Consider the following 19241-nt stretch of genomic DNA (forward strand, 5'->3'; position numbering starts at 1 on the left):
CGCCCTCGATCTAGGCCGCGAGCGGGCCCCCCGCAAGGGCGCTCCGCCGGCTTCGGGGCCGGTCGGGGCGCGGGGCGCCGCCCTCTCCGAAATCGCGCGCGCGGCCGGCGCGGGTTGCATGGGCGCCACGATGCGGTAACGCTTTCGCGCGATCGACCGGGGGAGGTCTCGTGGACGCCGTCGACATCTCGCGAAAGCTCTGCCTCACGGCGGCCATCGTCGGGGCGCGCACCCGCAAGGATCTCGCGGCGGCCTTCCGCCGCGCCAACTCCCGCACCGCCTTCGACGTCGAGCGCGCCAACAAGTGGCTGCAGGGCCGCGCCCGCCCGCGCGAGCAGCAGATCTACGACGACTGGGCGCTGGTCCTCGGCGGCGTGAGCGGGGCCTGGATCGCCGATACGGCCTTCGACGCCTTCGCCGAGCGCGTCTGCGGCGGCCTCGCCGAAAGCCGCGAGACGCTGATGCGCCGCGCCGAGGCCTTCGGCGGCGAGGCCTTCCGCGCCGCCGCCCGCCACGGCGGCGAGGCCGCGGCCAGCCTTGCGGGGCTCTACGCCACCTATTCCTACGCCTGGTCGCCGTATTTCCCCGGCCGGCTGATCCGTGGGGCCTTCGAGTTCCAGCCCGCGCCCGGCGGCCTCGCCGCCACCTATACGCAGACCCGCGAGACCGACCGCCTCGAGGCTTCCGGCCCGGTCTCGCTGATGCGCCGCGCGCTCCTCGCCGACCTCCGCGAGCCGCAGGAGCGCACCGCCTTCCAGTTCACGCTGTTTCCGCCGATGTCGCTCGGCAGCGTCCTCGGCGGCCTCGTCTGCGGTCCCGCCGTGCTCGGCGCCGATCCGCAGCCCTCGGTCAGCCGGGTGGTCATGGTCCGCCTGCACGGCCCCTCGGAGCGGCTGGCGAACAGCGACTGCATCCTCGACGAGGGCGCCTCGATCGCCGCGGACCTCGCCGCCCTCGGCGCCCGCGTGCCCGACCCCGACGCGGCGCAGCGCTGCCTCGCCGCCTTCCTCGCCGCGCGCGTCGGGGGGCCCTTCGACCACGTCACCCTCGACAGCTTCCGCGCCCTCGTCGCCCTCTTCGACCTGGAATGGATGGCCCCCAACGCCCTCCCCTGACCGCCCGGGCCCTAAGCCCGCCCCGCGAGATCAAGCCGGAGCGCCACCAGACACGCGCTGCCCTCGTCGGCGAGCCCCATCAGCGCCGCCGCGTCCACGTCGAGCTCGGGGGCCCGCACGAAGCCCAACCGGCGATAGAGCGCCAGCGGCGCCGTCATCGCCGGATGCGTGTGGATGCCGAGCGCCGGTCGCCCGGCGGCGCGCGCCCGCGCCGCGCAGGCGCGGACGAGCGCCGCCCCCACCCCGCACCCCCGCGCCGCGGGCGGCACGGCCAGCGCCCGGAACCCGGCCCAGCCGGCGGGCAGGCCCATGTCCCCCTGCGAGGCCTCGGCGAGATAGGAGACCGTCCCCACCGGCGCGCCGCCCGCCTCGGCGACCAGCACCTCGGCCGCGTCCCAGCGCCGCGCGACGTCGCGCGTCTCGGCCAGGTACGCCGCCCAGACCGCCCGCGGCTCCCGTCCGGCATACTCGGCGAAGGCCGCGTCGATCAGCGCCGCGAGCGCGGACGCCTCGGCGCGCCGCGCCGGCCGAACCCGCACCTCCTCCGCCTCGCCCAAGCGCGCCTCCCCGGAAACCGGCCCGAAGCATGGCCGCGCCCCCGGCAGGCGCCAAGGGTCAGAACGGCCGCGGCGCCGTCACCGCGGGATCGTCGGGCGAGATTCCCATGTCCTCCAGCGCCTCCCGGTCGAGCGTCGCGAGATGCGCCCGCTCCCGATACCGCGCGTCCCAGCGCAGCGCCGCGCGAAGCGCCCGCGCCGCGAGCGTCCGGAGCCGGAACCCCCGCCCGTACCTCGCGTCGCTGAGGCCCAGATCCTGCGTCGCCATCTCGTCTCTCCATGGCTATCGCGTCACGAGCGTCATACGCACGCGGAGGTGGAAGATGGTGGGAGATCCGTGGCGTTTCCCGGAAATTCCACCGCCTTCCGCCTGCCCACGAGCCTCGACCCGGCGCGCTTGACCCGCCGGGCGCGCGCCCCTATGCCGCTCCGGCGCAAGCGGAGGGGCGGCCATGGAAAGACCACTCGCGGGCCTGAAGGTGCTGGAGCTCGCCCGCGTCCTCGCCGGCCCGTGGATCGGCCAGACCCTCGCCGACCTCGGCGCCGACGTCGTCAAGGTCGAGAGCCCCGAGGGCGACGAGACCCGCGGCTGGGGCCCGCCCTTCGCCGACGACGGCGCCGCCGCCTACTTCCACGCCGCCAACCGCGGCAAGCGCTCGATCGCGCTCGACTTCCGCAACGCGGACGACGCCGCCCTCGCCCGCCGCCTCGCCGCGGGCGCCGACGTCGTGCTGGAGAACTTCAAGCTCGGCGGCCTTGTCCGCTACGGCCTCGACTACGCCGCCGTCGCCACGACCAACCCCGCCGTCGTCTACTGCTCGATCACCGGCTTCGGCCAGACCGGCCCCTACGCGCCCCGCGCCGGCTACGACTTCATCATCCAGGCCATGGGCGGGATCATGGACCTGACCGGCGAGCCCGGCGGCGAGGCGCAGAAGCCCGGCGTCGCCTATGCCGACCTCTTCACCGGCCTCTACGGCGCCATCGCCGTGCAGGCGGCGCTACTGATGCGCGCGCACACCGGCCGCGGCCAGTGGATCGACATGGCGCTCCTCGACTGCCAGCTCGCCGTTCTCGCCAACCAGGCGACCAACTGGCTGATCGGCGGCCGCCTGCCCGCCCGCATGGGCAACGCCCACCCGAACATCGCGCCCTACCAGGTGTTCCAGGCCGCCGACGGCCCCTTCGTCCTCGCCTGCGGCAACGACGGCCAGTTCGCGAAGCTCTGCGGCGTGCTCGGCCTCGACCTCGCCGCCGACCCCCGCTTCACGCTCAACCGCGACCGCGTCGCCAACCGCGCCGCGCTGGTCGCGGCGCTGGCGCCGGCGCTGGCCGCGCGCTCCCGCGCCGACCTCCTCGCCGCGCTCGAGGCCGCCGGCGTCCCCGCCGGCCCGATCAACACCGTCGCCGAGGCCTTCGCCGACCCGCAGGCCGAGGCCCGCGGCATGGTCCAGGAGATCGCCGGCTCGCGCGCGCCGCGCAGCCCGATGCGCTTCTCCGACGCCGCCCTCGCCGCCGACCGCGCCCCGCCCCGGCTCGACGCCGACGGCGGCGCGATCCGCGCCGCGCTCGCCGCGGGGGCCGCCTGGCCTGCCCAAGATAATTGATCCAGATCAAATAGTTGTGCTTTCTCTTGTGCGAGAGGACCGACGGCGGCCCTTCCCTTCCGTCGCGCCGCGGCGTAAAGCCCGCCAGACCCGAGGAGAGCCCTGACATGCACATCGACCTGCCGACCCGCACCGAGATCGAGAAGCTGATCGCGCGACGGGCGCAGCCGACCGTCTCGATCTACGTCGCGACCACGCCGCTGACCCAGGACGCGCAGATCGACCGGATCGAGCTCAAGAACCTCCTCAGGACCGCCGTCGCCGAGATGGAGGCGTTCGACACCCCCAAGCGCGCCGTCTGGCCGATCGAGCAGGCGGTCGAGCACCTCATCGAGGACGACGAGTTCTGGGCCCGGCAGGCCAACAGTCTCGCGATCTTCGCCTCCGGCGACTGGATCGAGACCTACCGCCTGCCGAGCAAGCTCGTCTCCATGGTCGAGGTCTCCGACCGCGTCCACATCAAGCCGCTGCTGCGCGCCGTGACCTTCCCGCACAACGCCTACGTGCTCGCCATCGGCGCCGGCGCCGTGCGGCTGGTCGAGGTCTCCGCCGACCTGCCGCCCGAGGAGGTCCGCGTCCCCGGCCTGCCCCGCGACTTCAACCAGGCCCTCGGCAAGCGCAGCCATACCGAGAACCGCAAGGACATGGCCTCGGGCGAGCACACCTCGGAATCGGCGCTCCTCAACCGCTACGCCCGCGTCGTGGACGCGGCGCTCAAGCCCTTCCTCAGGGGCCACGAGCGCCCGCTGATCGTCGCCGCCGCCGAGCCGATGGCCTCGATCTACCGCGCCGTCTCGACCTATCCGCACACCGCGCGGCAGGCGATCGCCGGCAGCTTCGACCACACGCCCCTGCACGAGATCGCCGACGCCGCCCGCGGCGTCCTCGACGAGATCTACGCCGACGAGATCGGCGACTTCGCCCGCCTCTACGCCGAGCGCGAGGCTCAGGGCCGCGCCACCAACGACGTGGCGGGGGCCGCCCGCGCCGCCACCTTCGGCGCCGTCGACACCCTGATCGTCGACATGGACGCGGACCTGCACGGGACAGTCTCCGACGAGGACGGGGCGCTGACCTTCGTCGACGCCCCCTGCGCCGGCACCTACGGCGTGGTGGACGAGATCGCCGTGCGCACGCTGCGCGCCGGCGGGCGCGTCGTCTCCGCCCGCCGCGCCGACGTCCCGGGCGAGGCGAGCCTCGCCGCGATCCTGCGCTACCCCGTCTGACCGGCCGGACGCCCCGCGCACGGGCTAGCAAATTCACACTTCGCCTCCAGCCGCCATAGACCGAACGACAGGAAGCCGATAGCCGACCGACCGAAGCGGGCGCCGCCCGCGAGGCCACGGCGCGACAAGCGAAAGCCCGGCTTTCGCCGCGCCGACGGCTGGAGCGCGGTTGCGCGCGGAAGCCGTCAGGGGTGAAGATTTCTCCGTCGCGCGCAATCCGTCCGTGAGCGCCCCGGCGAGCGCGGCGACGCGCTCGCCCCCCGAGGGGCGATCGCGGACGGATTCGCCACGGGTCAAATCCGTCGGGCGTCAGTGTCGCGGCCCATTCCTCCCGATCCGTGGCTTCAGCCGGGATGTGTGAATGCCGTAGGCGCACGGGGACCGGGCGCCCGAACGAGGCCCCGGGGCCGACCCAGGCCCGGAACGGCGTTCGAGGACGCAGAAGGCGCCCTGGGACGCCTCTCGGCGGAAGCGCCTTCCGGCCTCCGCGCCGCCAGCCCGGATCCGTCCCCCGGAGGCGGAACGCCGACCGGCGCGAGGGGGGCTCGATGCCCCCCTCGCGCCGGCTCCCCGCTGATGGCCCCCGGTCACGGCCGGAACGCCCGCGCCACCCCGAGCAGCATGTCGCTCAGATCGAGCAGCCGGGCGACATAGAGGTCATAGGCGACGAACGCGCGGTCGCGCCCCTCGAACCCCGCCTCCAGCGCGTCGATCAGCGCGTTCAGCCGCCGCTCGTGCAATCCGAGCGCCCGCTGCGCCGGGTCGGCGATCAGCCCGGCGAAGGCCGCGGCCAGCGCGGCCACCCCCATCACCCCCGCCGTCGCCCCGGCGACCAGCGCCGGCGACGCCGCGGCCGGGAACAGCGCGTACCAGACGCCGCCCGCCGCCGCCCCGAGCGGAAAGCTCGACACCGCCGCCCCATGCGCCAGCGAGGCCGCGATCGCCGGCCCCAGCGCCAGCGCGCCCGGGGTGAGCTTCTGGAACGCCACCGCGCCGCCGCCGAGCGCGATCAGCCCGGTGGTGATCTCGGCCGCCGCCGCCCGCGCCCCGGTATAGTCGGTCAGCGCTCCCTCCAGCCGGGCGCGGAACGCCGCGTCGTCGCGATGCGCCGCGGCGCTCGCCCCGGCGGCCGCGATCAGCGCCGCCATCTCCGGCCGCGCGAGGATCGCCTCGGCGAGCCCGTCGGCCCGCGCCTCGCGCCCGCCCTCGCGATACGGCTGGCGCAGGAGGTCGGTCATCATGCGCCAGCGCAACTCGCGCGCCACCGCCGTATCGAGGAAGAGGTCGACGCCCCCGAGCCGCGCCGCCGTCCCGCGCGCCCCGAGCCCGCGCGCCGCCAGCGCCCCCAGCTTCAGCCCGACCTGCGGGACCGAGAGCATGACGTTCGCCGGCGCCTTCAGGAGGTCCCAGCCGAGCGCATGGCGATGCAGCCGCGCCGAGCCCGCCACCGAGAAGTTCGCGTCGACGAACGGCCGCACCCGCGCCCGGCACCCGGCGAAATAGTCCGCCGCCCCCTCGCGCACGATCCGCGCCGCCGCCTCGGCCGCCAGCCCCTGCGGGACCGGCAGCCCGTCGGGCGCCTCGAAGGAAGGCTCTACGCTCATCCCAGCCCAGATGGGGCGCGCCCGCGCCGCCGCAAGGCGCCACGGCTCAGGCGGCCCTCCTCGCCGCCGCCACCCACCGACTCCCCTGGCCCGATCGCCGACGCGGCCGACCCCGCCCTACCGGTCCGAGACCCGCCAGCGCGGGCTGATCCACGGCTCGCCCTCGAAGCGCGGCAGCGGCGCCCGGCCGAGCACATGGTCGGCGATCTTCTCGCCGACCATGATCGAGGGAGCGTTGAGGTTGCCGTTGGTGACGCGCGGGAAGATCGAGCTGTCGGCGACGCGCAGCCCCTCGACCCCGATCACCCGCCCCTCCGGATCGACCACCGCCTCCGGATCGTCGCGCCGCCCCATCCGCGCCGTCCCGCAGGGATGATAGGCGCTCTCCACCTCCTCGCGCACGAACGCGTCGAGCTCGTCATCGGTCACCAGCCCCGCCCCGGGCTGGATCTCGTCGCCGGCATAGGGCGCGAAGGCCGGCTGCGCGAAGATCTCCCGCGCCAGCCGGATGCAATGCCGGAAATCCGCCCAGTCCTGCGCGTGGCTCATGTAGTTGAAGAGGATCGCCGGCGCCTGCTCCGGCCGCGCGCTCTGCAGCCGCACCGTCCCGCGCGAGGGCGAGCGCATCGGCCCGACATGCGCCTGGAACCCGTGCCCGCGCACCGCCGAGCGCCCGTCATAGCGCACCGCGAGCGGCAGGAAATGGAACTGGATGTCCGGATACTCCACCCCCGGCGCCGAGCGCACGAAGGCCGCGCTCTCGAACTGGTTCGACGTCCCGAGCCCGCCCTTCGACAAGAGCCACTGCAACCCGATCCGCATCATGCCGATGTAGTTGTAGTGGCTGTAGAGCGTCACCGGCTTCAGGCTCTTCATCTGGATGTAGAGCTCCAGATGGTCCTGCAGGTTCGACCCCACCCCCGGCCGGTCGGCGACCACCGCGATCCCGTGCTCCGCCAGATGCGCCGCCGGCCCGATCCCCGACAGCATCAGGAGCTTCGGCGTGTTGATCGACGAGGCCGCGAGGATCACCTCCCGCGTCGCGGTGATCGTCTCGGTCATGCTCCGCGACAGCACCTCGACCCCGGTCGCCCGCCCCTCGCTCAGGACCACCCGCGTGGCGAGGCCGCTCACGACCTTCACCCGCCCGCCCTTCAGCGCCGGCCGCAGGTAGGCGTTCGCCGCCGACCAGCGCCGCCCCTTCCACACCGTCTGCTCCATCGGCCCGAAGCCCTCCTGCTTCGCGCCGTTGTAGTCGTAGGTCAGCTCGAACCCCGCCTGCGCCCCCGCCTCGACGAAGGAATGATAGAGCGGGTTCCGCCGCTTCCCCCTTGTCACGTGCAGCGGCCCCGCGTCGCCCCGCCAGTCGGAATGGCCGCCGTGCCAGTCCTCCATGCGGATGAAGTAGGGCGCCACGTCCGCCCAGCTCCACCCCGCCGCCCCCGCCTCGGCCCAATGGTCGAAGTCCCGCGGATGCCCGCGCACGTAGACCATGCCGTTGATCGAGGACGAGCCCCCCAGCACCTTCCCCCGCGGCGTCGCGAGCCGCCGCCCGCCGAGATGCGGCTCCGGCTCGGTGTGGAAACCCCAGTCGTAGCGGGCCATGTTCATCGGATAGCTGAGCGCCGCCGGCATCTGGATGAACGGCCCCCAGTCGGTGCCGCCGTATTCCACGACGATCACCGACCGCCCCGCCTCGCCCAGCCGGTAGGCGAGCGCCGAGCCGGCCGAGCCGGATCCGACGACGACGTATTCCGCCTGCATCAGGGCCGGTAGCTCCGCAGCACGTCGTAGCTCACCGCCACATGCGCATAGCCGGGCCGCTCGTTCAGCCGGTCGTAATACCCCTGCAACCGCGGCCGCTCCGCCCGCGGCAGCCCCTCCAGCGTGTAGTAGCGATAGAGCGGCAGCCCCACCTCCACATCCGCCAGCGTGAAGTCCGCGCCGGTGATCCAGGGGCCCTCGCCGAGCTGCCCCTCCAGAATGTCGAGGTTCCGCTCGAACTCTGCCCGCGCCTTCTCCCAGGCCGGCGTCCCCGGACCGCCCTCGCCGATCAGGACCGGGAAGAACACCGGGCGGAGGAAGCTCGGCTGCAACGTGGTCTTGCCCCACTCCGCCCACATGTCGACCGGGGCGCGGGCCACCGGATCCTCCGGCCAGAACGGAAACCGCGCGTAGCGCGCGCAGAGATACCGCGCGATCGCCGCGCTCTCGAACATGGTCACGTTCTCGTCGCGCAGCACCGGCACCAGCCCGTTCGGGTTCATCGCCCGATACTCCGGCGTGTCCGTCACTCCGAACCCGAAGCCCGCGTCGATCCGCTCGACCGCGAGCCCGAGCTCGGCCGCCGTCCACAGCACCGCCTGCACGTTCAGCGAGGTCGCCCGCCCCCAGACCTTCAGCATCGTCCTCTCCTCACCACGGCGCCTCGACCGGCCCCGTCGCGACATAGACCGATTTCACCTGCGAATAATGCTCCAGCGCCGCGAGCCCGTTCTCGCGCCCGAGCCCCGACAGCTTCACGCCCCCGAAGGGCGCCTCCACCGGGGTCAGGTTGTAGGCGTTGATCCAGGTCGTCCCCGCCTCCAGCCGCGCCACAACCCGGTGCGCCCGCGCGAGGTCGGCGGTGAACACCCCCGCCGCCAGCCCGAACCCGGTGGCGTTCGCCCGCGCCACCACCTCGTCCTCGCCCTCGAATTCGAGCACCGCCATCACCGGCCCGAACACCTCCTCGCGCGCCAGCGTCATGTCGTCGGTCACGTCCGCGAACACCGTCGGCTCGACGAAGAACCCGGCCAGCCCCTGCATCCGCGCCCGCCCGCCGCCGCAGACCAGCCGCGCCCCCTCGGCCCTCGCGCGCTCGACATGGGCCATCACCTTCGCGCCCTGCGCCTCCGAGATCAGCGACCCCATCGTCACCGCCTCGTCCATCGGATCGCCGAGCCGGATCCCCGCCGTCCGCGCCGCCAGCCGCTCGAGGAACCGCTCCTTCAGCCCGCGATGCACGAACACCCGCGTCCCGTTCGAGCAGACCTGCCCCGCCGAGTAGAAGTTCCCGAGCATCGCCCCGCCCACGGCGCTCTCGACGTCGGCGTCCTCGAACACGATCAGCGGCGACTTGCCCCCCAGCTCCAGCGTCACCGGCTTCAGCCCCTCCGCCGCCGCGCCGTAGACCCGCCGCCCGGTCGGAACCGAGCCCGTCACCGACACCTTGGCGATCCCGGGATGCGCGACCAGCGCCGCGCCCACCGCGCCGCGCCCCTGCACGACGTTGAAGAGCCCCGCCGGCGCCCCCGCCTCGACGAGGATCTCGGCGAGCTTCAGCGCCCCGAGCGGCGTCAGCTCCGAGGGCTTGAACACCATGGCGTTGCCGCAGGCGAGCGCCGGCGCCGCCTTCCAGCAGGCGATCTGGCTCGGATAGTTCCACGCCCCGATCCCGAGGCACACCCCCAGCGGCTCGCGCCGCGTGTAGACGAAGTCGCCGCCCAGATCGACATGCTCGCCGCGGAGCCCCATGGCGACGCCGCCGAAGAACTCCAGGCAATCCGCCCCCGAGGCCCAGTCCGCGACCAGCGTCTCCGAGATCGGCTTGCCGGTATCCAGCGTCTCCAGCTCCGACAGCTCCCGGTTGCGCGCCCTTATGATGTCCGCCGCCCGCCGCAGCACCCGCCCCCGCACGGCCGGCGCCGTCGCCCGCCATACCGCGAAGGCTGCCGCCGCCGCCGCGACGGCCGCCGCGACCACCGCCGGCGTCGCCTCGTGCAGCCGCGCGACCGGCTCCAGCGTGGCGGGATAGAGCACGTCGAACGGCGCGCCGCCCGCATCCTCCACATACGCCCCGCCGATGAAATGCGACCCCGCCGGCTGCGTCATGCGTCCGCTCCCTGCCCGGGACGCCGCGCCGGTCCCGCCGCCGGGCAGGCGCCGCGTCGCGCGCGCGCCTTCCCCGACCGTCCCGCCCGCGGCGCGCTTCGCCGGCGGGGAAGGCCCGGCTCGGGCCGGTCGCCGGGCGGGATCGTCGCCGCGAGGCCCCTCACGCGCCCGCCCCCAGCCGCAGATCCAGATACCCCTCCACCAGCGCGATCGCCGCGGCGGGCCGCGCCGGCCCCGCCCCCAGCGCCTCGCGCAGGTAGAGCCCGTCGATCAGCGCCCCCACCCCGCGCGCCGTCTCCTCGGCCTCGGGCCGCGGCAGGAAGGCGCGCAGGTCGTGGACGAGGTTGGACCGCAGCCGCCGCTGGTAGACCGACAGGAGCCGCGCCGCCTCCGGCGCCGACAGCGCCTTGGCGTAGAAGGTGAGCCAGGCGGCGATGGTCGCGCGGTGGAACTGGTCCGGCGCGAAGCTCGCCCGCACCACGCCCGACAGCCGCGCCCGCGGCCCCTCCGCCCGCCGCAGCTCCGCCACCGCCCCCGCCGCGAAGGCCGCCAGCAGGTGCCGCATCGTGGCCAGCAGCAGATCCTCCTTCGCCCCGAAGTAGTGATGCGCCAGCGCCGAGGACACGCCCGCCCGCGCGGCGATCTGCGCCACCGTGACGTCGAGCGAGCCCCGGTCGGCGATCTCGCGCAGCGTCGCGCCGATCAGGGCGCGGCGGCGGGTCTCGGGTCGTCCGGCGTTGGCGCGCATGGAACCGCTCGACAAACGTTGATTGACGGATCAGTCAATGTCGGTTTTCCTTGCGCAGGTCAAGCAAGGCGGGCGACCAATGTCCCGGCACGCCCGGCGCCCGGGCCCGGCCCGGCGCCCGCAAACGAGAGGAAGCCCGCCCCGTGTTCCGCCTGACGCACAGCCTGTCCGCCCTCGCCGTGGCGCTCGCCCTCGCCACGCCCTCGCTGGCGGCCGACCCCGACAGCTGCTCCGACGTCGCCTTCGCCGACGTGGGCTGGACCGACATCACCGCCACCACGGCGCTCGCCCGCACCGTGCTCGAGGGGCTCGGCTACAAGACCAGCGTCGCCCTCCTCGCGCTGCCCGTCACCTTCCAGAGCCTCGAGCGCGGCGACATCGACGTCTTCCTCGGCAACTGGATGCCGACCATGGAGAACGACATCGCCCCCTACCGCGAGGCGAAGACCATCGACACGGTGCGCACCAACCTCGTCGGCGCCAAGTACACGCTGGCGACGCTGAAGCCGCTCGCCCAGTCCGGGCTCACCGACTTCTCCCAGATCGCCCAGTTCAAGGACAAGCTCGGCGGCAAGATCTACGGGATCGAGCCCGGCAACGACGGCAACCGGCTGATCCTCGACATGATCGCCAGCAACGCCTTCGGCCTCGGCGAGTTCGAGCTGGTCGAGAGCTCCGAGCAGGGAATGCTCGCCCAGGCCAAGCGCGCCGCCCGCCAGGGCGCGGGCATCGTCTTCCTCGGCTGGGAGCCCCATCCGATGAACGCCAACCTCGACATGGTCTACCTGACCGGCGGCGACGACGTCTTCGGCCCGAACTTCGGCGGCGCCGAGGTGCGCACCCTGACCCGCGCCGGCCTCGTCGCGGAATGCCCCAACCTCGGCAAGTTCCTGCAGAACCTCGAGTTCACCCTGCCGATGGAGAACGAGGTGATGGGCAAGATCCTCGACGACGGCGCCGACCCGATGGACGCCGCCGCCGAATGGCTGAAGGCCAACCCCGCGGCGGTCCACCCCTGGCTCGCCGAGGTCACCACCCGCGACGGCGGCGACGCCGTCGAGGCGGTGCGCGGAGCTCTCGGCCTGTGACGCCCGGCCACGCCGGCGCACCCCGCCGCGCCGGACGAGTCGGCGCCTCCGCGCCTGTGGACAACCGCCGCGTTAATACTTTTATCGAGCGATTCCGATCGCTTGACCAGCGTCCCACTGTGGGACATCCATAGGCCCCACCCATGGACAGCCTCGGCCCCAAGATCCCCGTCGGCCGCTGGGCGGCCAATGGCGTCGACTGGCTCACCGCCCACGGCGCCCTCGTCTTCGACGCGATCGCCTCCTGGGTGGAGGGCCTGATCGCCGGCATCCTCTGGGTGCTGCAGACCCCGCACCCGCTGGTGATCGTCGCCGCCTTCGCCGGCCTCGCCTGGTTCCTCCAGCGCTCCTGGTACGCGGTCGCCCTCGTCCTGGTCGGCTTCGCCTACATCCTCAACCAGGGCTACTGGCAGGAGACGACCGAGACCCTGACCCTCGTCCTCTCCGCGGTGATCGTCTGCATGGGCCTCGGCGTGCCGATCGGCATCGCCGCCGCCCACCGTCCCCGCCTCTACGCGGCCATGCGGCCCATCCTCGACCTGATGCAGACGCTGCCGACCTTCGTCTACCTGATCCCGGCCATCGTGTTCTTCGGCATCGGCATGGTGCCCGGCCTAATCGCCACCGCGATCTTCGTCATCCCCGCGCCGATCCGCCTCACCCATCTCGGCATCTCCACGACGCCCAAGGAGCTGCGCGAGGCCGGCCTCGCCTTCGGCGCCACGCCCTCCCAGCTCCTGCGCAAGGTCGAGCTCCCGTGGGCGCTGCCGCAGATCATGGCCGGCCTGACCCAGACCATCATGCTCTCGCTCTCGATGGTGGTGATCGCCGCCCTCGTCGGCGCCGACGGCCTCGGCGTGCCGGTGGTGCGCGCGCTGAACACCGTCAACACCGCCCTCGGCTTCGAGGCCGGCCTCGTCATCGTCGTGGTCGCGATCCTTCTCGACCGAACCTTCCGCCGCGGAGGCTGACATGCAGCCGATGATCGAGTTCGACACCGTCTCCATCGTCTTCGGCGACAGCCCGCAGACCGCCCTGCCCCTGATGGACGAGGGCCGCAGCCGCGCCGAGGTCCAGCGCATGACCGGCCAGGTCCTCGGCGTCCACGACTGCACCCTCGCCGTCGCCAAGGGCGAGATCTCCGTGCTGATGGGCCTCTCCGGCTCCGGCAAGTCCACCCTGCTCCGCGCCGTGAACGGCCTCAACCCGGTGGTCCGCGGCGCCGTCCGCGTCCGCGGCCGCGACGGCGCCATGGTCGACGTCGCCACCTGCGACGCGACCGCGCTCCGCACGCTCCGCCGCGGCGGCGTCGCCATGGTGTTCCAGCAGTTCGGCCTCCTGCCCTGGCGCAGCGTCCTCGACAACGTCGCCCTCGGCCTGGAGCTCTCCGGCATGGGCCAGGCCGAGCGCCTCGCCAAGGCCCGCGCCACCCTCGACATCGTCAACCTCGGCGACTGGGCCTCGAAGCGCGTCGGCGAGCTCTCCGGCGGCATGCAGCAGCGCGTCGGCCTCGCCCGCGCCTTCGCCACCGACGCCGAGATCCTGCTGATGGACGAGCCCTTCTCCGCGCTCGATCCCCTGATCCGCAACCGCCTCCAGGACGAGCTCCTGCAACTCCAGGAGAAGATGCACTGCACGATCGTCTTCGTCTCCCACGACCTCGAGGAGGCGGTGAAGATCGGCGACACCATCTCGATCATGGAGGGGGGCCGCATCGTGCAGACCGGCGCGCCCGAGGACATCGTGCTCCGCCCGGCGAACGCCTACGTCGCCGACTTCGTGGCGCACCTGAACCCGCTCTCGGTGCTCTCCGCCAGCGACGCCATGGCCCCGCACCCGGGCCCCGCCGCCGTCGGCCGCACCCTCGCGCCGGACGCGCCGCTCCGCGACGCCCTGCCGCTCTTCGCCGCCTCCGACGATCCGGTCTGGGTGATCGACGGCGACGCCGTCGTCGGCCGCATCACCCCGCGCGCCGTCTACGCCGTCCTCTCCCGCGAGGCCGCGACCGCGCCCGCCGCCTGAGCGGCCCGCTACCCCTCCCGCGGCGCGCCCGCCCCGGGGGACGCGCGTCGCGCCGGCTCGCGGACAGGGACAGGGACGGCCCCGGCGGCAAGCCGCCGGAAAGCCACCGCAGCCATAAGCAGCAGGACGAGGCCCGCCAGACCAAACTCCACAAACAGGGCTGCCATCCCGTCCTCCGAGGACCAACGCGACGCAGGGACAACGTGGCGGCCAAAGCTTAAGGCCGCGTTACCCATGACGGCCCCCGGCCTCGCCCGATGCAGACAATGCGTCTCGCTTTATTGTTTCCCCTGCCGCAACATTGATCCGCCCGATCCCGCAGTTTGTCCGTCCCTGGTCACCGCCTATCTACACGGCCAACCAAGCAACGGAGCACGCCAATGCTGAACCAGATCGAAGGCCTGCACCACGTCACCTCGATGGCCTCGGGCGCCCGCGCCAACAACGCCTTCTTCACCGACACGCTTGGCCTGCGCCGGGTGAAGAAGACCGTCAACTTCGACGCGCCCGACGTCTACCACCTCTACTACGGCGACGAGGCCGGCACGCCCGGCACGATCATGACCTACTTCCCCTTCCCCAACATCGGCGACCGCAAGCGCGGGACCGGCGAGGTCGGGCTGACCCGCTACGCCGTGCCGACGGGCGCGCTCCCCTTCTGGGCCGAGCGCCTCGCCCATGCCGGCGTCGAGGGGCTGAAATCGTCCTCCGTCCTCGGCGAGGAGCGGCTCGACTTCCTCGGCCCCGACGGCGACGAGTTCACCCTGGTGGAGACCGGGGGCGACGCCCGCGCGCCCTGGACCGGCGGCGGCGTGCCCGAGGAGGCGGCGATCCGCGGCTTCCGCGGCGTCACCCTGCGGCTGGCCGACGCCGGCCCGACCGACGAGCTCCTGCGCTTCATGGGCTTCGAGGAGGAGGGCCGCGAGGGCGCCGTGACCCGCTACCGCCTGCCGCACGGCAACGGCTCGGACGCGATCGAGATCGAGGCGACCCCCTCGGCCCGCCGCGCCATTCCCGGCGCCGGCACGGTCCATCACGTCGCCTTCGCCGTCCCCGACAAGGCGACGCAAGCGGTCGTGCGCAAGGCGCTCGCCGAGACCGGCTACCAGGTCACGCCGCAGATCGACCGCGACTACTTCTGGGCGATCTACTTCCGCACGCCCGGCGGCGTCCTCTTCGAGGTCGCGACCGACGAGCCCGGCTTCGCCCGCGACGAGGCGCCCGAGCATCTCGGCGAGGGCCTGATGCTGCCGACCCAGCACGCCCACCTGCGCGACGCGCTGGAGCGCCGGCTGGAGCCGATCGAATGAGCGAGACCCCTTGCCTCCACGACCAGACGCCCGAGCCTTCCGGCAAGGACCCGACGCCGCCGACCCGGCCCGCGCACCTGCGCGCGGTGCCGGAGCGCCGGCTGGAGCCGATCGAATGAGCGAGACCCCTTGCCTCCACGACGAGACGCCCGAGCCTCCCGGCGAGGGCAAGACGCCGCCGACCCGGCCCGCGCACCTGCGCGCGGCGCCAGAACGCCGGCCGGAGCCGACCGAATGAGCGAGGCGCCCTACATCCACGCCGTCTCGCCGGGCGCGCCCGGCGGGACGCTCGCCTTCGCGTTCCACGGCACCGGCGGCGACGAGCGCCAGCTCGTCCCCCTCGTCCGCGACCTCCTGCCGGAGGCGACCATCGTCGCCCCCCGCGGCGACGTCTCCGAAGGCGGCGCCGCCCGCTTCTTCCGCCGCAAGGCGGAAGGCGTCTACGACATGGCCGATCTCGCCCGGGCGACGGCGAAGATGGCCGCCTTCGTCGAGGCCGAGATCGCCGCCCGCAAGCCCGCGCGGATGGTCGGCCTCGGCTACTCGAACGGCGCCAACATCCTCGCGAGCCTGATCTTCGCCCGCCGCGCCCTCCTCGACGACGCGGTCCTGATGCACCCGCTGATCGCCTGGGAGCCCGACCCCGGCCCGGTCCGCACCCGCGTTCTGATCACCGCCGGCGAGCGCGACCCGATCTGTCCCCCCGCGCTCACCCGCCAGCTCGCCGCCTGGCTCGAGGCCCAGGGCGCGCCGACCGAGGTCCTCTGGCACGCCGGCGGCCACTCGGTCGAGCCGGTCGAGCTCACCGAAGCGGCCCGCTTCCTCGCGGCGGCGCCCGCCGCCTGAGCGCCTGCACGTCCCCGCCGGCGGGCCGCCGCCGGCGCCTTCCTCGACCGGCAAGCGCGCCGCATCGCGTCGCGCCCGTCAACCTTCGTGAAGGATCCGCACGCTGCACGACGCCTGTCTGCCCTGCTGACTCCACGAGGCCCCGCGCGACCGAAGCGGGCTTGCCCGCGAGGCCCGGCGCGACAAGCGAAAGCATGGCTTTCGCCGCGCCGACGGCTGGAGCGCGGTTGCGCGCGGAAGCCGTCAGGGGCGCAGATTTCCCCGTTGCGCGCAATCCGTCCGTGAGCGCCCCGGCGAGCGCGGAATCGCGCTCGCCCCCCGAGGGGCGATCGCGGACGGATTTGCCGCGGGTCAAATCCGTCTGGCATCGGCGTCGCGACCTGCTTCCGGCCGGGCTTCGGCTCTACTGTCGTGCAGTGTGAAGGATCCGTTGATGAATCACCAAAAACCAACGAATTCAAAGATCTGACCCCGCTAACACGCGTGTTAGCACGGGAGAAGCGACACCGGCCGTGCGCTCCGGGCTACCAGCCTGCCGGCGCCTCCACCGGCGCCGTCGGGTGATCCACCTGCCACGCATCGACCCCGCCCGGGAACCACCCGACCGCGCTATAGCCCGCCAGCACCAGCCGCCGGCCGACGTTCCAGCTCGCCCAGCAATCCGGCTTGCAGAACACCACCACCGCCTTCGCCTTGTCGCCCCCGGTCAGCCCCGCGACCTCGCCCAGCAGCAGCTCCTCCCGGTCCGCCGGCAGGTCGTCCCCAAGCCCCGCCCCCGGCAGCCACACCGCTCCCGGGATCGAGCGATGCGTCGGCAGCCACGGCCGGTCCGCCGGCATGTCCGCCGGCTTCACCGGCGCAGGTCCCACGTCGATCAGCACCGCGCCCCCCGCCACCGCCGCCTCGAGCGCCGCGAGGTCAAGCACCGTCGCCCCCGAGAGCGTCGCCGGCGTCGCCGCCCGCAGGTCCCCGGTGCGATACCCCTCCGGCTCCGGCGGCGCATCCCCGGCCAACGCCCGCCCCGCCAGCAGGACCAGCGCCAGCGCGCCGATCAGCCCCCGCAGGGTCAATTCGTCATCTCCGGCGCCGGAAAGTCCTGCGACCAGCTCTCGCCCGAGCTGTCCGTCACCGTCACCGTGAACGGCGCCTCCGACCCGCGCCGATACAGGAAGTCGATCACCGGATCCGTCGCCAGCGAGATGTCGCTCGCCAGGTCGAACACCAGCGCATCCCCGCGGCTAACCTCGACGTCGGTCACGTACCGCGCCGGCGTATAGAGCCGCGACACCTGGTTCATCTGCATCCCGTTGAAGTTCGGATGCCGCACCATCAGCGTCGCCCTGCCGGATCCGTCCGGGCCCCCCTCGGCGAACTTCATCCGCATCTCGCCCATCCCGGCCATCGCCTCGAGGTCGCTCACCCCGATCGGCGCCGAGCAGCCGCCAGCGCCCTTCACGAAGGCGGCGTTCGCCACCATCGACCCGTCCGCCCGCGTCGCGACCGCGTGGATGTTGGTGTAGCCGTCCACCCGCACCCGCAAGCCCAGCGCCCGCGGATCCCCCGCCGGCCCGAACGTCACCCGCGCCGCCAGCGGCCCCGGGTTCTCGTCCACGACGAGGCTCAGCCCCGTCACCCCGGCGTCGTCGGTGGCGATCGTCACCGGCACCAGCGCCGAATCGAGCGCCCGCTCCGGCGCGTCGATCGTCACGCTCTCCGTCGGCGCGATCTCGACCCCGTCGCCGAAGATCAGCGCCGTCAGGTCCTGCCAGCGCTCCAGCCGGTCGGGCTCGACATTCCCGCCGGCCAGCGCCGGCGCCGCGGCGAGCAGCGCCGCGAGGATAAGGGGGGCAGGCTGCATCGTCCTCGCTCCTATTCCCATTCCAGCTCCTTGTAGGCCTGGGTGACGTTGCGGCCATTGTAGTCGTCGAAGAGCGCCCAGTCGCCCCGCTCCGACATCGCCGCGACCTCGACGGTCTCCGGGATCGACCGCCCCTCCGAGATGGCCCTCCGCACGTCGTCGCGCAACGTCGTCAGGTAGCGCCGCAGCGGCGCCAGGGCCGCCGCCGGCTCCACCAGCGCCGGCCCGTGCCCCGGAACCGCCGACCGCGCTCCCGTCGCCTCCAGCGCGTCGAGCTCGCCGATCCACCCCGCGAGGCTGCCGTCGAGCGACGGCATCCGGCCGACGAAGAGCAGGTCCGCCGGAAACAGCAGCCCCGCCTCGCGGTCGAGCATCGAGAGGTCCGAGCGCGTATGCGCCGCCGGATGCGCCCGCAGCTCGAGCCGCCGCCCGCCGAGGTCGATCGTCGCGCCCTCCTCGCCCACGACATGCGTCGGCATCACCACCGGCCCGGCGTCCGCCTCGCCCACCAGCTCGACCAGCCGCTCGCGGTAGAACTCCCCCCGCGCCGTCAGCTCGTCGGCGAGGCGGAAATGCCCGACGAACTCCGGGCCGTCGCCGAGGAACGCCCCCGCCCCGAAGGCATGGTCCGGATGCACGTGGCTCATCACCACATGCCGGATCGGCCGGTCGGTGCGCGCCCGTATCTCGCCCCGCAGCCAAGCCCCGTCGGCGAGGCTGCCGCCCGGGTCGGTCACCAGCACCGCGTCCCGGCCGATCACGAAGCCGATATTGGCGATCCCCCCGAGGTTGCCCGCCGTCGCCTCCTCGTCCGGCCCGCGCCGGACGAAGACGCCGGGCGCCGCCTCGACGACGCCCAGCGCCTCCCGCGCCCTCCCGACCAGCGGCAGGCAGCACAGGCAGGCGGCGCCGATCAGGGCGTCGCGGCGGGTCGTCGCGATCGGATGCGCCGCCGGTGTCATCTTGGGTCCCCCCGACATGCTCCGCCGCCTGCCGCGCGCGGTCAACTCGGCGGTTGGTATGAGTTGCCACCGACTTCGCGGACCCTGGGGCATGAAGCCTGTGGCATGCTGTGGGCGCCGTTGGCGGAGAGGTCGGGCTTGTCCTTGGTGTTTGGAGACCCGCGTAATGAGTTGGACCCGGGCTCCCTTGAGCACCCTCGCTTGCGTCTGGGCCAGCCTGCTGGCCTGAGAGCGCGCCATTCAGACTTCGATTTCCCGGGAGCCTGCGCCAGGACGAGAGCGCCGGCAAGCGTCGCTCGACCCGCCTCAAGAAGGGCGCACCCGGGCTAAAGACCGCCCTCGTCCAGGCCCGCCTGGGCGGCCGTGCGCAAGAAGCACAGCTACTTCAACGCCCGGTTCCAGCGGCTTCCGGCGCGGTGCAAGGA

The 19241-nt window shown here is 73.4% G+C and carries 20 protein-coding genes; 10 read left to right on the forward strand and 10 right to left on the reverse strand.

What is annotated here, in order from left to right; translation table 11 throughout:
• The first annotated feature begins 170 nt into the window (after positions 1-170).
• Complete coding sequence (locus tag KBB57_RS04575; RefSeq protein WP_290747348.1) at positions 171-1115, forward strand: hypothetical protein; 945 nt, start codon at positions 171-173, stop codon at positions 1113-1115.
• Positions 1116-1126: 11 nt separating this feature from the next.
• On the opposite strand, the gene KBB57_RS04580 is transcribed toward KBB57_RS04575, so the two are convergent.
• Positions 1127-1672, reverse strand: a complete 546-nt coding sequence (locus tag KBB57_RS04580) for a GNAT family N-acetyltransferase (RefSeq protein ID WP_290747349.1) — start codon at positions 1670-1672, stop codon at positions 1127-1129.
• Between the two features lie 58 nt (positions 1673-1730).
• Complete coding sequence (locus KBB57_RS04585; protein WP_290747350.1) at positions 1731-1940, reverse strand: DUF1127 domain-containing protein; 210 nt, start codon at positions 1938-1940, stop codon at positions 1731-1733.
• Positions 1941-2124: 184 nt separating this feature from the next.
• Between KBB57_RS04585 and KBB57_RS04590 the strand changes: the two genes are divergently transcribed.
• Together KBB57_RS04590 and KBB57_RS04595 are read left to right on the forward strand one after the other, a co-directional pair.
• On the forward strand, positions 2125-3279 hold the full coding sequence (locus tag KBB57_RS04590) for a CaiB/BaiF CoA-transferase family protein (protein WP_290747351.1): 1155 nt from the start codon (positions 2125-2127) through the stop codon (positions 3277-3279).
• A gap of 107 nt (positions 3280-3386) precedes the next feature.
• On the forward strand, positions 3387-4505 hold the full coding sequence (locus KBB57_RS04595; RefSeq protein ID WP_290747352.1) for a hypothetical protein: 1119 nt from the start codon (positions 3387-3389) through the stop codon (positions 4503-4505).
• 587 nt (positions 4506-5092) lie between these two features.
• Here the strand turns inward: KBB57_RS04595 and KBB57_RS04600 are convergent.
• The 5 genes from KBB57_RS04600 to betI all read right to left on the reverse strand — a co-directional run bounded on the left by KBB57_RS04600 (position 5093) and on the right by betI (position 10730).
• Positions 5093-6109, reverse strand: coding sequence for a DUF6635 family protein (locus KBB57_RS04600; RefSeq protein WP_290747353.1), 1017 nt, complete (start codon positions 6107-6109; stop codon positions 5093-5095).
• A 117-nt stretch (positions 6110-6226) separates the two neighbouring features.
• Positions 6227-7873, reverse strand: a complete 1647-nt coding sequence (betA, locus tag KBB57_RS04605) for a choline dehydrogenase (protein WP_290747354.1) — start codon at positions 7871-7873, stop codon at positions 6227-6229.
• Positions 7873-8514, reverse strand: a complete 642-nt coding sequence (locus tag KBB57_RS04610; RefSeq protein ID WP_290747355.1) for a glutathione S-transferase family protein — start codon at positions 8512-8514, stop codon at positions 7873-7875. Before KBB57_RS04610 ends, betA begins: the two co-directional genes overlap by 1 nt.
• A 10-nt stretch (positions 8515-8524) precedes the next feature.
• Positions 8525-9982: a betaine-aldehyde dehydrogenase gene (gene betB / locus KBB57_RS04615; RefSeq protein ID WP_290747356.1), complete on the reverse strand. Its 1458-nt coding sequence runs from the start codon at positions 9980-9982 to the stop codon at positions 8525-8527.
• Between the two features lie 160 nt (positions 9983-10142).
• Positions 10143-10730 carry a transcriptional regulator BetI gene (betI, locus tag KBB57_RS04620; protein WP_290747357.1) on the reverse strand — a complete coding sequence of 196 codons (588 nt, stop codon included), beginning with the start codon at positions 10728-10730 and terminating at the stop codon, positions 10143-10145.
• A gap of 143 nt (positions 10731-10873) precedes the next feature.
• Here betI and KBB57_RS04625 point away from each other — a divergent pair, with 143 nt between their 5' ends.
• From KBB57_RS04625 to KBB57_RS04655, 7 genes are all read left to right on the forward strand, one after another.
• On the forward strand, positions 10874-11818 hold the full coding sequence (locus tag KBB57_RS04625) for a choline ABC transporter substrate-binding protein (RefSeq protein WP_290747358.1): 945 nt from the start codon (positions 10874-10876) through the stop codon (positions 11816-11818).
• Between the two features lie 143 nt (positions 11819-11961).
• A complete protein-coding gene (choW, locus tag KBB57_RS04630; RefSeq protein ID WP_290747359.1) occupies positions 11962-12789 on the forward strand; it encodes a choline ABC transporter permease subunit in 828 nt (275 codons plus the stop codon).
• A gap of 1 nt (position 12790) precedes the next feature.
• The gene (gene choV / locus KBB57_RS04635; protein ID WP_290747360.1) at positions 12791-13840 is read left to right on the forward strand and encodes a choline ABC transporter ATP-binding protein; all 1050 of its coding nucleotides are present in this window, start codon (positions 12791-12793) and stop codon (positions 13838-13840) included.
• 380 nt (positions 13841-14220) lie between these two features.
• Positions 14221-15150, forward strand: coding sequence for a ring-cleaving dioxygenase (locus KBB57_RS04640; RefSeq protein ID WP_290747361.1), 930 nt, complete (start codon positions 14221-14223; stop codon positions 15148-15150).
• Positions 15147-15269, forward strand: a complete 123-nt coding sequence (locus KBB57_RS04645) for a hypothetical protein (RefSeq protein WP_290747362.1) — start codon at positions 15147-15149, stop codon at positions 15267-15269. Before KBB57_RS04640 ends, KBB57_RS04645 begins: the two co-directional genes overlap by 4 nt.
• Positions 15266-15388 carry a hypothetical protein gene (locus tag KBB57_RS04650; protein WP_290747363.1) on the forward strand — a complete coding sequence of 41 codons (123 nt, stop codon included), beginning with the start codon at positions 15266-15268 and terminating at the stop codon, positions 15386-15388. The genes KBB57_RS04645 and KBB57_RS04650 overlap by 4 nt, the downstream gene beginning before the upstream one ends.
• Positions 15385-15996 (forward strand): alpha/beta hydrolase, encoded by a 612-nt coding sequence (locus tag KBB57_RS04655; RefSeq protein ID WP_290747364.1) that lies wholly within the window; start codon positions 15385-15387, stop codon positions 15994-15996. The genes KBB57_RS04650 and KBB57_RS04655 overlap by 4 nt, the downstream gene beginning before the upstream one ends.
• Before the next feature lie 524 nt (positions 15997-16520).
• Here the strand turns inward: KBB57_RS04655 and KBB57_RS04660 are convergent.
• The 3 genes from KBB57_RS04660 to KBB57_RS04670 are packed head-to-tail and all read right to left on the reverse strand — an operon-like array spanning position 16521 to position 18834.
• Complete coding sequence (locus KBB57_RS04660; RefSeq protein ID WP_290747365.1) at positions 16521-17066, reverse strand: rhodanese-like domain-containing protein; 546 nt, start codon at positions 17064-17066, stop codon at positions 16521-16523.
• The gene (locus KBB57_RS04665; protein WP_290747366.1) at positions 17063-17854 is read right to left on the reverse strand and encodes a quinoprotein dehydrogenase-associated SoxYZ-like carrier; all 792 of its coding nucleotides are present in this window, start codon (positions 17852-17854) and stop codon (positions 17063-17065) included. Before KBB57_RS04665 ends, KBB57_RS04660 begins: the two co-directional genes overlap by 4 nt.
• Before the next feature lie 11 nt (positions 17855-17865).
• Positions 17866-18834 carry a quinoprotein relay system zinc metallohydrolase 2 gene (locus tag KBB57_RS04670; RefSeq protein ID WP_290747367.1) on the reverse strand — a complete coding sequence of 323 codons (969 nt, stop codon included), beginning with the start codon at positions 18832-18834 and terminating at the stop codon, positions 17866-17868.
• Positions 18835-19241 lie beyond the last annotated feature (407 nt).

Source organism: Amaricoccus sp., assembly GCF_017993425.1.
Classification (GTDB): Bacteria; Pseudomonadota; Alphaproteobacteria; order Rhodobacterales; family Rhodobacteraceae; genus Amaricoccus.

Bases quoted from the DNA above. Each gene is read 5' to 3' on its own strand.
- KBB57_RS04655 (WP_290747364.1), top strand. From the start codon at position 15,385: ATGAGCGAGGCGCCCTACATCCACGCCGTCTCGCCGGGCGCGCCCGGC.
- KBB57_RS04640 (WP_290747361.1), top strand. From the start codon at position 14,221: ATGCTGAACCAGATCGAAGGCCTGCACCACGTCACCTCGATGGCCTCG.
- betI (WP_290747357.1), bottom strand. From the start codon at position 10,730: ATGCGCGCCAACGCCGGACGACCCGAGACCCGCCGCCGCGCCCTGATC.
- betA (WP_290747354.1), bottom strand. From the start codon at position 7,873: ATGCAGGCGGAATACGTCGTCGTCGGATCCGGCTCGGCCGGCTCGGCG.
- KBB57_RS04585 (WP_290747350.1), bottom strand. From the start codon at position 1,940: ATGGCGACGCAGGATCTGGGCCTCAGCGACGCGAGGTACGGGCGGGGG.
- KBB57_RS04670 (WP_290747367.1), bottom strand. From the start codon at position 18,834: ATGTCGGGGGGACCCAAGATGACACCGGCGGCGCATCCGATCGCGACG.
- KBB57_RS04595 (WP_290747352.1), top strand. From the start codon at position 3,387: ATGCACATCGACCTGCCGACCCGCACCGAGATCGAGAAGCTGATCGCG.
- choV (WP_290747360.1), top strand. From the start codon at position 12,791: ATGCAGCCGATGATCGAGTTCGACACCGTCTCCATCGTCTTCGGCGAC.
- KBB57_RS04665 (WP_290747366.1), bottom strand. From the start codon at position 17,854: ATGCAGCCTGCCCCCCTTATCCTCGCGGCGCTGCTCGCCGCGGCGCCG.
- KBB57_RS04610 (WP_290747355.1), bottom strand. From the start codon at position 8,514: ATGCTGAAGGTCTGGGGGCGGGCGACCTCGCTGAACGTGCAGGCGGTG.
- KBB57_RS04600 (WP_290747353.1), bottom strand. From the start codon at position 6,109: ATGAGCGTAGAGCCTTCCTTCGAGGCGCCCGACGGGCTGCCGGTCCCG.
- KBB57_RS04650 (WP_290747363.1), top strand. From the start codon at position 15,266: ATGAGCGAGACCCCTTGCCTCCACGACGAGACGCCCGAGCCTCCCGGC.
- KBB57_RS04645 (WP_290747362.1), top strand. From the start codon at position 15,147: ATGAGCGAGACCCCTTGCCTCCACGACCAGACGCCCGAGCCTTCCGGC.
- KBB57_RS04590 (WP_290747351.1), top strand. From the start codon at position 2,125: ATGGAAAGACCACTCGCGGGCCTGAAGGTGCTGGAGCTCGCCCGCGTC.
- betB (WP_290747356.1), bottom strand. From the start codon at position 9,982: ATGACGCAGCCGGCGGGGTCGCATTTCATCGGCGGGGCGTATGTGGAG.
- choW (WP_290747359.1), top strand. From the start codon at position 11,962: ATGGACAGCCTCGGCCCCAAGATCCCCGTCGGCCGCTGGGCGGCCAAT.